The 13,226-nt window shown below is 53.8% G+C and carries 12 protein-coding genes; 9 read left to right on the top strand and 3 right to left on the bottom strand.

Annotation, left to right across the window (positions count from 1 at the left end; genetic code table 11):
* The first annotated feature begins 55 nt into the window (after positions 1–55).
* Positions 56–694 carry a site-2 protease family protein gene (locus tag ACFQ1Z_RS06675; RefSeq protein WP_379056508.1) on the top strand — a complete coding sequence of 213 codons (639 nt, stop codon included), beginning with the start codon at positions 56–58 and terminating at the stop codon, positions 692–694.
* Positions 695–757: 63 nt separating this feature from the next.
* On the opposite strand, the gene ACFQ1Z_RS06670 is transcribed toward ACFQ1Z_RS06675, so the two are convergent.
* A complete protein-coding gene (locus ACFQ1Z_RS06670) occupies positions 758–4,483 on the bottom strand; it encodes a DUF748 domain-containing protein (RefSeq protein WP_379056507.1) in 3,726 nt (1,241 codons plus the stop codon).
* A 169-nt stretch (positions 4,484–4,652) separates the two neighbouring features.
* Between ACFQ1Z_RS06670 and ACFQ1Z_RS06665 the strand changes: the two genes are divergently transcribed.
* Together ACFQ1Z_RS06665 and ACFQ1Z_RS06660 are read left to right on the top strand one after the other, a co-directional pair.
* Positions 4,653–5,513 (top strand): HlyC/CorC family transporter, encoded by an 861-nt coding sequence (locus tag ACFQ1Z_RS06665; protein WP_379056505.1) that lies wholly within the window; start codon positions 4,653–4,655, stop codon positions 5,511–5,513.
* 71 nt (positions 5,514–5,584) lie between these two features.
* Positions 5,585–5,995, top strand: a complete 411-nt coding sequence (locus ACFQ1Z_RS06660; RefSeq protein WP_379056504.1) for a hypothetical protein — start codon at positions 5,585–5,587, stop codon at positions 5,993–5,995.
* A 165-nt stretch (positions 5,996–6,160) separates the two neighbouring features.
* Here ACFQ1Z_RS06660 and mscL read toward each other — a convergent pair whose 3' ends face one another.
* A complete protein-coding gene (gene mscL, locus ACFQ1Z_RS06655) occupies positions 6,161–6,574 on the bottom strand; it encodes a large conductance mechanosensitive channel protein MscL (protein ID WP_379056502.1) in 414 nt (137 codons plus the stop codon).
* A gap of 157 nt (positions 6,575–6,731) precedes the next feature.
* Between mscL and panC the strand changes: the two genes are divergently transcribed.
* The 6 genes from panC to ACFQ1Z_RS06625 all read left to right on the top strand — a co-directional run bounded on the left by panC (position 6,732) and on the right by ACFQ1Z_RS06625 (position 11,784).
* Positions 6,732–7,589 carry a pantoate--beta-alanine ligase gene (panC, locus tag ACFQ1Z_RS06650; protein WP_379056500.1) on the top strand — a complete coding sequence of 286 codons (858 nt, stop codon included), beginning with the start codon at positions 6,732–6,734 and terminating at the stop codon, positions 7,587–7,589.
* 101 nt (positions 7,590–7,690) lie between these two features.
* Entirely contained in the window at positions 7,691–8,071 is a 381-nt protein-coding gene (panD, locus tag ACFQ1Z_RS06645) for an aspartate 1-decarboxylase (RefSeq protein WP_379056499.1), read from the top strand.
* Between the two features lie 17 nt (positions 8,072–8,088).
* Entirely contained in the window at positions 8,089–8,460 is a 372-nt protein-coding gene (gene rsfS / locus ACFQ1Z_RS06640; RefSeq protein WP_379056498.1) for a ribosome silencing factor, read from the top strand.
* Between the two features lie 145 nt (positions 8,461–8,605).
* Positions 8,606–9,073 (top strand): 23S rRNA (pseudouridine(1915)-N(3))-methyltransferase RlmH, encoded by a 468-nt coding sequence (gene rlmH / locus ACFQ1Z_RS06635; protein ID WP_379056495.1) that lies wholly within the window; start codon positions 8,606–8,608, stop codon positions 9,071–9,073.
* Between the two features lie 2 nt (positions 9,074–9,075).
* Positions 9,076–10,512, top strand: a complete 1,437-nt coding sequence (locus ACFQ1Z_RS06630) for a cryptochrome/photolyase family protein (RefSeq protein WP_379056494.1) — start codon at positions 9,076–9,078, stop codon at positions 10,510–10,512.
* 219 nt (positions 10,513–10,731) lie between these two features.
* A complete protein-coding gene (locus tag ACFQ1Z_RS06625; protein ID WP_379056493.1) occupies positions 10,732–11,784 on the top strand; it encodes an MlaA family lipoprotein in 1,053 nt (350 codons plus the stop codon).
* Between the two features lie 116 nt (positions 11,785–11,900).
* On the opposite strand, the gene pmbA is transcribed toward ACFQ1Z_RS06625, so the two are convergent.
* The gene (pmbA, locus tag ACFQ1Z_RS06620) at positions 11,901–13,223 is read right to left on the bottom strand and encodes a metalloprotease PmbA (protein WP_379056491.1); all 1,323 of its coding nucleotides are present in this window, start codon (positions 13,221–13,223) and stop codon (positions 11,901–11,903) included.
* Positions 13,224–13,226: the final 3 nt, after the last annotated feature.

Below are 13,226 nucleotides of genomic sequence, written 5' to 3'. Positions count from 1 at the left end.
GATGGCCACAAATCGCTAGCAAGCGCCAGCAATCGAAATTGGAAACCGAGATCAAATGGAATTAACCGCTATACAGAAAATCGCCGCCTATGCCTTGCCTATCCTGTTTGCGATCACGGTGCACGAAGCCGCGCATGGCTATGTGGCCAAATATTTCGGCGACCTGACTGCGGAGCGCATGGGCCGCATCACGCTGAATCCGTTTAAACATATTGACCCTTTAGGCACCATACTGCTGCCTGCCCTCAGTGTATTGCTGGGTGGCGTGCTGTTCGGCTGGGCCAAGCCGGTGCCGGTCAACTTTGCTAACTTGCGCAGACCAAAAAAAGATATGTTGTGGGTGGCCCTGGCCGGGCCAGCTTCCAACTTTGTGATGGCGATAGGCTGGGGCCTGATCCTGGCGCGCATCGCATTGTTTCCCGCCAACGCTCAGGAGTTTATGGCGCAGATGAGTCTGGCCGGTATCCAGATCAACCTGGTGCTGATGGTGCTGAATCTGCTGCCACTGCCGCCGCTGGATGGTGGCCGTATCGCCGTCAGCTTATTGCCTATGAAAGCGGCGATCGCCTTTTCGAGTGTTGAGCGTTACGGCATGCTGATTCTGATCGCGCTGTTATTCACCGGCATATTAGGCATGATACTGACGCCGGCTTTAAGGTTTTTCCAGCACTGGCTGGCGGTGCTGCTCATGTGAGTTGAAATGGCTACAGCTGTCAGCATAGCCATTTAAACCTCATAGCTCAAAACCTGAACCCGCCTAGCGTTTCATCACATCCAGCGTCAGCTTGCTGGGTACCTGGTCACGGTCAGCTTTCACCGCGACCGGGGCCGCAGCAGCTGTCCTTTCCGCAATCACTCCCGCCTCAGCCAATACTTTCTGTATAGATTCCGCGCGCGCTTGCGCCAATGCCTGCAGGTCGGCTTCGGTCACCTGTATGCTGGCGGTCAATGCCTGTTGCGCCTGCGCATAAAAACCTTCCGGTGCTTTTTCCAGCTTGGCCGCCAGACGCTTGAGCAGACCTTTATTGGTCAGTCTGTCATGCAGGGCCTGGATCGCAGCTTGCACCTTGGGGTTGTTGAGGTCTATAGGCCCTGCCGCTTGATTCGCTTGCAGGTGTACGCCCATTTCTTCTGCGACTTGCTTGCGCAGGGTCGCTTCCTGTATGGCTCGTGTGTCGCTGGCAGTGTCATAGCCGGGGATGATGCCCAGTTTTAATTGCTGGCGTTTAGCCAGCGCGGCGCTGACTGCGTGCAGCTTTTCCATTTCTGGCGGTGCAATGGCGGATTTTCCCGCTTCAAACACGATGGCTTCCAGTTTTTCACTGCTGCCAAACAGCTTGCCCAGCGCCGTGAACGGCGAGGTCACTATTTTAGTCAGCACATTGGTAAAGGCTTTCCACATGATGCTGCCATAGCTGAATTTCGGGTCATCCAGGCTGCCGCTGATAGGCAGGTCCAGGTCTATCACGCCATCGCTGTCTTCCAGGATGGCAATGGCGAGATCCAGCGGCAGGTCAGGCGCATCTTTGCTATCGACTTTTTCACCCAGCGTGAGTTTTTTGATCACGAATTTATTCTCACCGGCCAGTTGCCGCTGTTTGATCTTGTACTCCAGGTTGACCGATAACTTGCCGGACTCGATCTTGCGGCCGGCAAATTTGCCCGAGTAAGGCGTCAGGCGGTTCATTTCAAGATTGGTGAATGCCAGTTTGATATCGGTCAGTTCGGTAGCCTGGAAAGGTTGTAACGAGCCATAAATGCGCGCAGCACCATACTCATCGACTTTGCCATCCAGCTCAACTTGTGCGGTCGCCGCCGGGTTGCTGGAAATGCCATTGATCACGCCACCTAGCGAGTGTATGTTGGTGCCAAAAGGTTGTGGCAGTGACAGGTCAGCAAATTCCAGCTCGGCGCCATTGATGCGCACGCTATCAATAGCGACAGGAAAGTCTGCTTTAGCGCTGCTATCTGTAGTCGCACTGCTTGTAGGCGGCGCTGGCGGCTGCTTGCCGGCCTCCTGCTTAGCAGCAGGTGATTCAGCAGCGGCTGATGCTGGATTGCGTATCACCTTGGAAATATTCAGGCTGCGGTCAGGGTAGATGATGAATTTGCTCTGCGGCTTATCCAAAGTCAGGCTGCTGATCTGTAAACGGTTGGGTGCCAGTGACAGCGCCAGGCCGTCGCCCTGCAGTTTTTCCCAGCGCAAAAAGGCTTGCTGGCTGGCTTGTTCCAGCAATGACCAGTGGCTGACGGTGAAACCACCGTTAAAGCTGGTAGTGCCGCTGGCGCTTTGCTGCAGTTTACCCTGCAGGCTGGCGCTGCCATCTTGCAACGTGAGCAGCGCGACTTGCTGGATATAGGGCGCAAAAGGCTTGAGTGACAGGTCGGTCAGCGCTAATTGCAATTCTGTTTTAAACGGTGCCGGAGTCAGTGTGCCCCTGGCGCTGAACTGTCCGCCCTGTTTCAGTTTAAAGCCAGCTTTAACCGGCAACGCACGGGCCATCTGCTGGCTGAGGTCGGCCACTTCCAGGTTGCCGTCGGTGATATCGAGCATGACTGGTGCTGAGGTCGCCTGGTCTTCAATATGAATATCGGCGTGCTGCAGGGCAAAGCGTTTCAGGCCCACTGCCCAGGCGGGTTTGTTTGCTGCGGCAGGTTTGAGCGCAGGTGCGCCGGCTGCCTGGGTCTTGGGTGTCTGGGTCTGGCCTGTCTGGGTTTGTACATGGACTGAGTCGTTGCCGGTGGCCGCAACCAGCAAGGCCTGCCAGTTCAACTGCTGGTCCGCCTGGCGTATCACCTGTGTCTTCAGGCCGCTGAGCTGCAATGCACCCAGGCTGATCTTTTGCTCATCCAGTGCCAGGCTGCCATCGGTCAGGGCAATGCTGGCCAGTTGTGCGACCGGTTTTTTATCTGATTGCACGCTGAGCTGCCTGGCTTCGGCTTTGATCTGTTTCAGCTGCAGACCGGTTTGCTGCTCCAGCGCCAGTTGCAGATTAAAGTCAGACACTGTCGCCGCCAGCGGTCTGGCAAATTGCTGGTCCAGATAAGCCAGCTGCCAGTGCGCAAACGCAATATCGTTTATGGCGACATGGAAAGGCGTTTGCGGTTTTTCCGCAGGCGTAGTCTGTGGCTGGGCAGGCGCGGGCGTGGTTGCCTGAGCCGGTGCCGTCGCCGCCAACGCCTGTTGCCAGTCCAGTGTGCCATCGGCGTGGTGGGTGGCCGACAGTGTGCCATCTGCCAGCAGTATTCTGGCGATAGCCGCCTGGCGTTCGGCCAGGTTGAGGCTGACTTGCTCTATAGCTAAAGCCGGCAACAGCAACAGGTTTTTTTGCTGGTGCTGTAGTTGCAATTGCTGGAGTTGCAGGTCCAGCTTGTCAAAACTGAGCTGCGCATGGTCGCTATGGCTGAATTCCAAGCCAGGCAAGCTGGCCTCGGCCGCTGCCAGTGAGAATGTCGCTTGCGGTTTTTGTAGTTGCAGCTGGTCTAGCTTGAGGTTCAGTGCTTGCGTGGTTATCTTGGTGTCTGACGCCTGCTCCAGCAATAACTGCTTGATCAGCAGGGTGACTTGATTGAGCGCGAGCCTGTCACCCTGTGCCAGTTTACCCGCCAGCGCATGCAGCGATAATCTGGCATCGCTCAGCAATAAGCGCGGGTGCTGGTCAGGCAGCGAGAAATCATATTTCAGCTGGCTGGCAAAAGTACCGGCATCTGGCTGAAACGGCAGCGCTTGGGTATTGACCCATAGAGCAAGCTTGGCGACCTGCAGTCCTTCTATCGCCAGTGTGCCTCGCGACGCCAGCGGGTTGACGCCGAAATCACCTTTCCATTTCAGGGTGCCGCCCTGGTAGGGCAGTTTGGCAGCGATCAGGTAATCTCCGCGGTCTTCAGCCAGGGTAGAAAAACCATCCAGTTCAAAATCCAGCGGCTTTAACGAAGCCTGTAGCGGCGTGGCGTGATGGTCATCCAGATATTCGATATCGCCGTGGCGTATCACTATGTTTTCTATGATGACACGCGGCAGCGCTTTTTCTGGTGGCGTCGGCTCTTCATTCAGTTTGGCGATCAGGTCTGCCCAGTTAAGGCGCCCTTGTTTGGAAATATGCAGATGGATACGCGGGGAGTCCAGGGCCACCTGCTTCAGTTTCCAGGCCCAGCTGAACAGGCCACTAAACTCTAAATCCACCACCAGGCGGTCAAACGAGGCCAGTGGCGCGCCACTTTTCTCGGTCAGTGCCAAGTGGTCTATGGTGGTGGTCAGGCGCAAAGGGTCAAAACTGACTTTTTCAACGCTGGCTTTACTGGCCAGCTGGGTTTCGGCCACCCATGGCAGCAGCCATTTCGCCAGCGGGTTGACTGCCAGCCAGGCAAACAGGAAATAAAACAGCAGCAGACCGGCAATGATCTTGATTGTCAGTGACTGGGGCCGTGAGTGCAGCAGTGAGTGGCGCAATGTAGCGAGCAAGGGTGTCAGACGATTTAACATAGGCGGATAATTTAGCAGATTTTGTGTCAGAAAGTGACAGAAAGTACCCGCTATATAGCGGGAGAGCACACAAAGCATGCCAGACGGGCCGCTGAAGGTGACATATTCATGCTTTTTGAGGTATGCTTAAATCATCTCTTTACACAGGATGCTGTTTTCAGCAGTACGTATGGCTTCTGAGCCGGAAAAGTTGTCGCATAAACCCTCTTTATTAGAACGATTAAGTCATTTTCTTCTGCGCGAGCCAGAAGATAGAGAGCAACTGGTTGAGTTGCTGCATGGGGCTTATGAAAACCACCTGATGGATGGCGATTCCCTCGCCATGATAGAGGGTGTCCTGCAGGTCAGTGAGATGCAAGTCCGCGATGTCATGATCCCGCGCTCACAAATGGATGTGATAGATATTACACAGCCTGCTGAAACCTTACTCCCGTTTGTCATAGAAACAGCCCACTCCCGTTTCCCGGTCATAGAAGATAATAAAAACGATGTCATAGGCATTTTGCTGGCCAAGGATCTGTTGCGCTATTACGCTGACCAGTCTTTCGAGCTGCGCGATATGCTGCGTCCGGCTGTGTTTATCCCTGAATCCAAGCGCCTGAATGTGCTGCTGAAAGAGTTTCGCAGCAACCGCAACCATATCGCCATCGTGGTGGATGAATACGGCGGCGTGGCCGGTATGGTCACCATAGAGGATGTGCTGGAGCAGATCGTCGGTGACATCGAAGATGAGTACGATGATGACGAAACCGAAGGTAATATCATCCCGCAAGAGGCTGGCAGCTATAGAGTCAAAGCCCTAACTGAGATCGCCGAGCTCAATGAAGCACTGGGCACCGAGTTCAGCGATGAAGAGTTTTCTACCGTGGGCGGCCTGGTGATCAACCATTTCGGCCATTTGCCGAAACGCGGCGAGCAGATCCGCATAGCTAACCTGAGTGTCACCGTGGTGCATGCCGATAGCCGTCGCGTCCATGTGCTGCTGATAGAACAATTGCCGGAAGAGCCGTACCCTATAGAGTCTGTATAGTTGTTGCGTGCCGTGCTGGCGTGAACCATTGGTTGTTTTGATTGCCTGACTATCTGAAAAGGAGCGTTACGATGAGAACTCAATCCTGGTTTTATATGCTGTTAGCACTAGCCTTGCTGAGTTCAAGCCAGGCGGTGTCAGCAGGGCCCACCACTGAAAAACTTGCCACCGACAAAATCCCTCAGGACGAGCAGGGTTTTGTCAATGCAGTCAGCAAGCTCAAGCCTGCTGAGATCATCGCCTTGCTGGGTGAGCCTGCGCGGGCAGAAGATGTGAAACTAAAAGACAGTGGCCGCGTGGTGGCTTCTATCTGGCATTACCACAATATCAATAAAGACGAGCAGGGCGCATTTTACCCGACCACCGAGCTGGATATCATTGATGACCAGGTCAGTGTGATCGTGTTTTTGAATAATGATGGTTCGGATGCTAGCCAGGGCCAGACTTACGAGGTGCAACCTTATGAAGGACAACCTTTTTAACTGCTGAGCCTGGTTTAGCAGAAGAACCAGGTTTGGCAGAAGAACCAGGTTTAGCAGAAGAACCAGGTTTAGCAGGGGAACATAGTTCTGCTGGCATTCATTATGACGCTGATATCACAAAGGGCACCACAGGTGCCCTTTTGTTTGTGTGCAACAAGCAGCCGCTTATTTTTTCAGGTTGTCACGGATCTCACGCAACAACAGAATGTCTTCAGGCGTGGTAGCCGGCGGAGGTGGTGGTTCGGCCTGTTTCAGGCTGTTCATGAATTTAACCATTTGAAAAATGATAAACGCCAGGATAATGAAGTTGAGCACTATGGTGATAAAGTTGCCGTAAGCCAGCACCGCACCTAATTTTTTCGCTTCCACCAGTGCCAGATCAGCCGACTGTCCGTTCAGCGGGATGTACAAATTGCTGAAATCAAAACCGCCAAAGAGATTCCCTACGACAGGCATGATGATGTCGTCCACCAGGGAGCTGACGATTTTGCCAAATGCGCCGCCTATAATCACACCGACCGCCAGGTCCATGACGTTGCCTTTTAGCGCAAACTGTTTAAATTCGGATGCCACACTCATAACTTCACACTCCTTTAATTGTTATTTACAGCAAGATTGCATGGACGACTATAGGCGTAGCTTTGCCTGCTTGTCAATCTGCGGCTGCCATCCGTTAAAAAATGGGCGCTGTTATATAATGCAGCCATATCAGGCCCCGGAGACCAAGTAGCCAGCCATGCAGTTGTTTCATACTTTGCGCGAATTGCGCACCTTTCTTGATGGCCACGCCGGCCAGCGTATCGGTTTTGTCCCCACCATGGGCAATCTGCATGCAGGTCATTGCGAGCTGGTCAGCCAGGCTAAAAGCCGGGCTGATATCGTGGTCGCCAGCATTTTTGTCAACCCTTTGCAATTCGGGGTCAATGAGGATTTTGGCAGTTATCCGCGTACATTGCAGGCCGATTGCGAACAGTTGCGCGACGTGGGCGCAGACCTGGTGTTTGCCCCTGCGGTAGAAGAAATGTACCCTGACTTTGATGGCCAGAATCTGCAACAGCAAGTCATTGTGCAGCCACCGCCGCTGGCGGATATTCTGTGTGGTGCCAGCCGCCCCGGGCATTTTGCCGGTGTGGCGACCGTGGTGACCAAGTTGTTTCATATGGTGCGGCCTGACCTCGCCGTGTTTGGCAAAAAAGATTACCAGCAGCTGATGGTGATACGCGCGCTGGTGCGGCAGCTGAATTTTGCTATCGAGATACTTGGGGTAGACACCAGGCGTGAACCCTCAGGCCTGGCCATGAGCTCGCGTAATGGCTACCTGACGCCAGCACAAAAGATACAGGCTGCCCAGCTCTATGCGCAGTTGCAACAGCTGCGGGCTGCGCTGCACAGTGGCAGGCGGGATTATGCCGCCTTGTCCGAGCAGGCGGTTTCAGCACTCAACCAGCAGGGCTGGCAGGCCGATTATGTAGAGATATGTGCACAACAGGATCTGAGTGTGCCGGCAGCAGATCAAACTGAACTAGTGGTGCTGGCCGCGGCCAAACTGGGTAATACGCGTTTGATTGATAATTGTGAAGTCAGCCTTAAGTAAGATGGTCGCGTTTTTATGAAAATTATTTTGCGCTAAGCTATTGATAACTTTATAATTACGACCTTTTCCGCGCTGGCGGGGAAATTCACTGAAGGGATGCAATGCAAACAACCATGTTGAAATCAAAGCTGCATCGGGTGCGGGTCACGCACAGCGAGCTGCACTACGAGGGTAGTTGCGCTATCGATGAAGCCTTGCTGGAAGCTGCCAATATTCGTGAATATGAGCAGATCCAGATTTACAACATCAACAATGGCGAGCGGTTCACCACCTACGCTATCCGCGCCGAGCGCCACTCCGGTGTGATCTCTGTCAATGGTGCCGCTGCACACAAGGCAGACCCGGATGACCTGATCATCATCGCCTGTTATTCTCAGTACACCGAAGCTGAGCTAGCCAACTTTCATCCACAACTGGTCTATGTCGATACGCATAATCGTATCGTGCAACTAAAAGACCATATCCCGGCGCAAGCTGCCTGAACCCATTGAATGTGCCTATGCAACCTATAGATAACAGCATCTCCCTGGAGGAGATGAAACTGGCCGTAGTCGACGCGCTGGAAGATATTAAAGCCTTTGATATTACCGTGATGGACGTGCGTCAGATGACCACGCTCACCAGCTACATGATAGTGGCCAGTGGTAATTCCACCCGCCAGTGCAAGGCGATCGCTGACAATGTGCGCGACAAGCTCAAAGAAAAAGGCGCAGAAACGCGTGGCATTGAAGGTGAAAAAGATGGTGAGTGGGTATTGGTTGACCTGGGCGAGATCGTCATCCATGTCATGGTGCCGGCTACCCGTGCCTACTACAACCTAGAGCAATTATGGAGCGAGTCGCAATCGCGACGCGCAGCTTCAGCCGCTTAATCCTAGCTATCTGCACTATGTGCGCGCAGAGCAGGGTGCAAACTGCACTCAACCTTATCACTGGCGTGGCCTTGCAGGGTCGCAACGGTTTTAAGGGTAGCCGCGCGCAGCCTTGCTTGTTATCTAACCCGGTCGCCATTTCTGCATGAAGCTGAATATCATCTCGGTGGGACATAAAATGCCTGACTGGGTTGAATCCGCCTGTGCCGAATATCTGAAACGCATGCCGCCCGAGCTGGAAACACGCATCATAGAGATCAAGCCCGACAAGCGGGCCGCTGGCAAAAACAGCGAAGTCGTCCAAGAAGCTGAAGCAAAACGTATCCTCGAAGTCGCCGGTAAGGATTACCTGGTGGCGCTGGATGAGCGTGGCCAGGCGGTGACCACGCTGCAGCTGGCCGATAAGTTGAAAAGCTGGCAGGAGATGGGGCGCGACGTGTCGCTGGTGGTTGGCGGGGCGGATGGTTTGCATGCGCAATTAAAGGTGCAGGCGCAGTGGTTATTCAGCCTTTCTAAATTGACCATGCCGCACGGCATGGTGCGGGTGATGCTGGCCGAGCAACTCTATCGCGCGCATACGGTCCTAAGTGGTCATCCTTATCACCGGGAATAATCATGTCTAAAGCTTTGGTCTGGTTGCGTCGCGACTTGCGCATGGAAGATCATGCCGCCTTGTATCACGCTTTAAAGCGGCACCAGCAGGTCTATGTGGCCTTCGTGTTCGACAGCGATATCCTGGATGCCTTGTCAGACAAGCACGATAGACGGCTGGAATTTATCTGGGAAAGTGTCACTGAACTCAAACTGGCGCTGCAGGCAGCAGGCGGTGATCTGCTGGTCCGTCACGGCAGGGCGCAGACAGAGATCCCCAGGCTGGCGCAGCAGCTGCAAGTCGCTGCCGTGTATGCCAATAGAGATTACGAGCCGCTGGCGATAGCGCGTGACGAACAGGTGGCGCAGGCTTTATTAGGTGAAGAACGAACCCTGCATCTGTTCAAGGACCAGGTGCTGTTTGAGCAGGACGAGATCCTGACCCAGACCGGCAAGCCTTATGGCGTATTCACTCCTTATAAAAGAGCCCACCTGGCCAAATTGAATGCGTTTTATCTTAAAGCCTATCCGGTGCAGCGCTATCTTTCCAATCTGGCCGCCATGCCCGCAGCAGCCATGCCATCACTGGAAAGCCTGGGTTTCTCGCGCACTAACTTGAAAAGCCTGCGTTTGCCTACCGGCATGGCCGGCGCGCAGCAGCTGTTTCACGACTTTTTGCAACGCATAGAAGATTACGAGCAGGCGCGCAACTATCCCGCCATCAAAGGTGTCTCTTACTTGTCTGTGCATCTGCGCTTTGGCACTATCTCCATCCGCCAGTTGGCGCAGGCAGCGTGGCAATTGTCGCTGGCCGGCAATGCGGGTGCTGCCACCTGGTTAAGCGAGTTGATCTGGCGCGATTTTTATTTTCAGGTCTGTTACCACCGGCCCGATCTGCAACTCGAGCGGCGTGCTTACCGGCCTGAATATGAGCAACTGCCGTTTGCGAACGACAGAGACTGGTTTGCTGCCTGGTGCGAGGGGCGTACCGGTTTCCCTATCGTGGATGCCGCCATGCGCCAACTGAACCAGACCGGCTATATGCATAACCGCTTGCGCATGGTGGTGGCCAGTTTCTTGGTCAAGGACCTGTTGATAGACTGGCGCTGGGGCGAGCAGTATTTTGCCGACAAGTTGATTGATTTTGATTTCGCTGCCAACAATGGTGGCTGGCAGTGGGCGGCTTCAACCGGCTGTGACGCGCAACCCTATTTCAGGATATTTAATCCGCAGTCGCAGTCGGAAAAATTTGATGCACAGGGCAAGTTTATTCGTAAATATGTGCCTGAGTTGGCAGCGCTGGATAATCAGCTGATACACGCGCCCTGGGCAGGCACGCCAGGCAAGAAACATCAGCTGCCCAGCATGCCCGAAGTGGACTATCCGCTGCCGCTGGTGAACCATGCTTTGCAGCGAGAGCAGGCGCTGGCACTATACAAAAATAATGTGAAGCAAAAATGACATTTGATGTAGAATAAACTCGTTTTACGCTGCGGTTGGTAAGGTGGCAGTAAGGTTTTCGTTGTAGGTCGCAAAGCGTGATCGCCCTTCAAAATGGATGGCGATCGCCGTTAATGTGCTTGCAGGGTATTTGGAGGATAGATAAGCTTCTTAATATGCCATGATTAATTTTATAAAGGCATTTATACCAATTTGCTTCATCTAAATATAATGAAAAATATGAAAAAACTAAAATCCGTATTATTGATTGCCGTACTGGTCGGTCTTTCCGGGTGTGCAACCACCAATAAAGACCCGCTCGAAGGCGTCAACCGGGGAATATACAAATTCAATGATGTGGTCGATCAATATGCGATGAAGCCGGTTGCCAAGGCTTACAAAGCAGTGACGCCCTCACCAGTGCGTACAGGCATCAGCAACTTCTTCAGTAACCTGGGTACTTTGACCACGGTAGTGAATGACCTGCTGCAACTGAAATTCGCGCAGGCATTTACCGATGCCGGCCGCTTTGTCATCAATACCACTTTCGGTATCGCCGGTTTTATCGATGTTGCCAGCAAGGACAATATCCCTAAACATCAGGAAGATTTCGGCCAGACGCTGGGCTACTGGGGCGTAGGTTCAGGCCCGTACCTAGTGCTGCCTATCCTGGGCCCGAGCACCGTGCGTGACGCCGGTGGCCTGGCGTTTGATACTGTGACTTCTGACCCTATCACTTACCTGCACAACACTGGCCAGATCCGTGCCCATAACCAGGTGCGTTTTGTACAATTTTTGGACAAACGTACCCAGCTGCTGGATGCCAAAGACCTGGTGGATGATGCGTCTATCGATCCATATGCATTTATGCGTGATGCCTACCTGCAACGCCGTGCTAGCCAGGTTCAGGATGGCCTGGTGCCAAGCGAGTTGCTGCAGGATGAGTTTGAGCCGGAAGATGACGAGCCAGCGAAGGCAACTTCAGCAGAACAGGCCGTCGTTGCTGATACGGTGGTGTTGCAGTCAGATGCGCCTATAGAAGACAATGCAGTCGCGCTGACCAGCCAGGCCCAGCCAGTGGCAGTGGAAGACAACGCTGTGACACCTGAGCCAAACACACCTGATGTGGCCGCAGATATCACTGAAACGCCAGCAGCGACTGAATCTCAAGAGGCATTGCCACCACTGCTAGACCAGGTCAGTGAGCAGCCTGCAGTGGAAGAAGAACATGTCGCCAATGTGGTGGCCGGCGTCGATGAGACCTTGCTGACACTGGAAGCGCAGGAAAAATAAAACCTAAAACAAAAAAAGGTTTTGCTGCGCAATAAACAGGCAGCGTAATAAAAATGGCTTTGCAGTGATTGCAAAGCCTTTTTTATTGATGCCACCGTGTTATTCACACGGCCCGCTTATTCGCCAGAGGCGACCGTCATTCTCTCTATCAGTATAGAGCCAGTCGATTTTGAGCTGTTGGGGATGATGTCGTTGCCTATGGCAATAATGCCTTTCAGCATCTCCTGCATATTGCTGGCAATGGTGATCTCTTCTACCGGGTGTACGATCACGCCTTTTTCTACCCAGTAACCGGCGGCACCGCGCGAGTAATCACCCGTGATCATATTCATGCCATGACCCAGTAATTCGGTCACCAGCAAGCCGGTATCCAGTGTCTGCAACAACTGCTGTAGCGAGTGCCCGGTTGAGCGCACCAGGATGTTATGCGCACCGCCGGCATTGCCGGTCGATTGCATGCCCAGCTTGCGTGCCGAATAACTGCCCAGCAAATAGCCCTGTAACACGCCATTCTCGACCAGGGTGCGCTGCTGGCAGGCCACCCCTTCATTATCAAACGGGCTGCTGCCTGCGCCTTTGCGGATAAAAGGGTCTTCATCTATATGCAGCAAGGGGCTGGCTATGGTCTGCCCCAGGCTATCCAGCAGGAATGAAGATTTGCGGTACAGATTGCCGCCGGAAATAGCGCTGAGCAGTGTGCCTATCAGGCCGCTGGCCAGTGGTGCTTCAAACAGCACCGGGTACTGGCCGGTTTTGATCGTGCGCGCATCTAACCTTTTGACCGTGCGCTCGCCGGCGATCTGCCCGACTTGTTCCGGCGACTCCAGGTCCTGCGCATCGCGGGCACTGCTATACCAGTAGTCGCGCTGCATCTGATTGTTGGATTCGGCGATCACCGAACAGCTGATGCTGTGGCGCGAGCTAGGGTAACCCCCGACAAAGCCATGACTGTTGGCATAGGCGAACGCGCCACTCTGGCTGTAAATGCTGGCACCTTCACTATTGCTGATACGGGCATCAACCGCCAGCGCGGCTGCTTCGCAACGGCTGGCTAATGCCAGCGCCTGCTCTACATCGATGGCCCACGGGTGATGCAGTGACAGGTCAGGGAATTCGGTTGCCATGCGCTCGGCATCGGCCAGGCCGCAGAAAGGGTCTTCAGCGGTGTATTTGGCAATATTGCAGGCTGCTTCCACGGTGTCTTTAAGCGCCTGCGAACTCAGGTCAGAGGTGCTGGCATAGCCTTTACGCTGGCCGAAGTAAACCGTGACCGAGCAACCTTTATCACGGTTGTATTCGATATTTTCGGTCTCGCCCTGACGCACCGAGACATTCTGGCCGGTGCCAAAACTCACTTCTGCTTCTGCACTGCTGGCGCCTGACTGCCTGGCCAATTGAATGATGTCTTGCGAGATTTGTTTGAGTTGTTCCAGTTGCATGCT

The organism is Methylophilus luteus (assembly GCF_042676265.1).
Taxonomy (GTDB): domain Bacteria; phylum Pseudomonadota; class Gammaproteobacteria; order Burkholderiales; family Methylophilaceae; genus Methylophilus; species Methylophilus luteus.
Note: the sequence above shows the minus strand (reverse complement) of the source record. Positions and strands in the feature narration are given on the sequence as shown.

Bases quoted from the DNA above. Each gene is read 5' to 3' on its own strand.
- panD (WP_379056499.1), top strand. From the start codon at position 7,691: ATGCAAACAACCATGTTGAAATCAAAGCTGCATCGGGTGCGGGTCACG.
- ACFQ1Z_RS06630 (WP_379056494.1), top strand. From the start codon at position 9,076: ATGTCTAAAGCTTTGGTCTGGTTGCGTCGCGACTTGCGCATGGAAGAT.
- panC (WP_379056500.1), top strand. From the start codon at position 6,732: ATGCAGTTGTTTCATACTTTGCGCGAATTGCGCACCTTTCTTGATGGC.
- pmbA (WP_379056491.1), bottom strand. From the start codon at position 13,223: ATGCAACTGGAACAACTCAAACAAATCTCGCAAGACATCATTCAATTG.
- rlmH (WP_379056495.1), top strand. From the start codon at position 8,606: ATGAAGCTGAATATCATCTCGGTGGGACATAAAATGCCTGACTGGGTT.
- ACFQ1Z_RS06665 (WP_379056505.1), top strand. From the start codon at position 4,653: ATGGCTTCTGAGCCGGAAAAGTTGTCGCATAAACCCTCTTTATTAGAA.
- ACFQ1Z_RS06660 (WP_379056504.1), top strand. From the start codon at position 5,585: ATGAGAACTCAATCCTGGTTTTATATGCTGTTAGCACTAGCCTTGCTG.
- mscL (WP_379056502.1), bottom strand. From the start codon at position 6,574: ATGAGTGTGGCATCCGAATTTAAACAGTTTGCGCTAAAAGGCAACGTC.
- ACFQ1Z_RS06625 (WP_379056493.1), top strand. From the start codon at position 10,732: ATGAAAAAACTAAAATCCGTATTATTGATTGCCGTACTGGTCGGTCTT.
- ACFQ1Z_RS06670 (WP_379056507.1), bottom strand. From the start codon at position 4,483: ATGTTAAATCGTCTGACACCCTTGCTCGCTACATTGCGCCACTCACTG.
- rsfS (WP_379056498.1), top strand. From the start codon at position 8,089: ATGCAACCTATAGATAACAGCATCTCCCTGGAGGAGATGAAACTGGCC.
- ACFQ1Z_RS06675 (WP_379056508.1), top strand. From the start codon at position 56: ATGGAATTAACCGCTATACAGAAAATCGCCGCCTATGCCTTGCCTATC.